The 711-nt window shown below is 60.8% G+C and carries 1 pseudogene; it reads left to right on the top strand.

Features of this window, described 5'->3' with window-relative positions:
• Positions 1-711, top strand: a pseudogene (locus ACT6Q8_RS25445) (DUF932 domain-containing protein); the annotation flags it as partial.

Raw genomic sequence — 711 nt, 5'->3', positions numbered from 1 at the left:
ACATGCGCCAGCTCCCAGCATCGCTCGCCGCCATCAATCTCCAGCACGGCTTGCTCAATCACAACGCCGAAACGGTCAAGACGCTAGAGATGGAGGACGGCCGCCTCGAACTGCGCGCCGCGACCGGTCCTGAATATGGTCGTATCTGGGACAAGGATCTGATCGCCGCCATCATGAACATTGCAGGCAATGGCACAGGCGACACGATCTGGAAGGTTCCCGGCCTGCTCGACTGGTCGACGATGACCCACAATCCCTTCGTCGACATCACGAAGGATACGACGACGCTTTATGCCAGCGACCGCGATGTCTTCGCCTTCCTTTGCGATGACACCCATCCGATCGAAGCAGGCCGCCTGCCAAACGGCGAGCCCGATCTGTATTTTCGCGGTTTTTACGCCTGGAACTCGGAGGTGGGCTCCAAAACTCTTGGGATCGCGAGCTTCTACCTCAGGGCAGTGTGCGCCAACAGGAATCTCTGGGGTACGGAAAATTTCGAGGAAATTACGATCAGGCATTCGAAATTCGCGGCCCAGCGTTTCGCCCACGAGGCCGCCCCGGCGCTGACGAACTTCGCCAATTCCTCGCCCGCGCCGTTCATCGCCGGCATCCGCGCCGCCCGCGAGCGAATCGTCGCGCGAAACGAGGACGATCGCTCGGAATTCCTGCGCAAGCGCGGCTTCTCCAAGGCCGAAACCGGCACGAGCGTCG

Origin of the sequence: Niveispirillum sp., assembly GCF_052437035.1 — a bacterium.
Classification (GTDB): Bacteria; Pseudomonadota; Alphaproteobacteria; order Azospirillales; family Azospirillaceae; genus Niveispirillum.
Note: the sequence above shows the minus strand (reverse complement) of the source record. Positions and strands in the feature narration are given on the sequence as shown.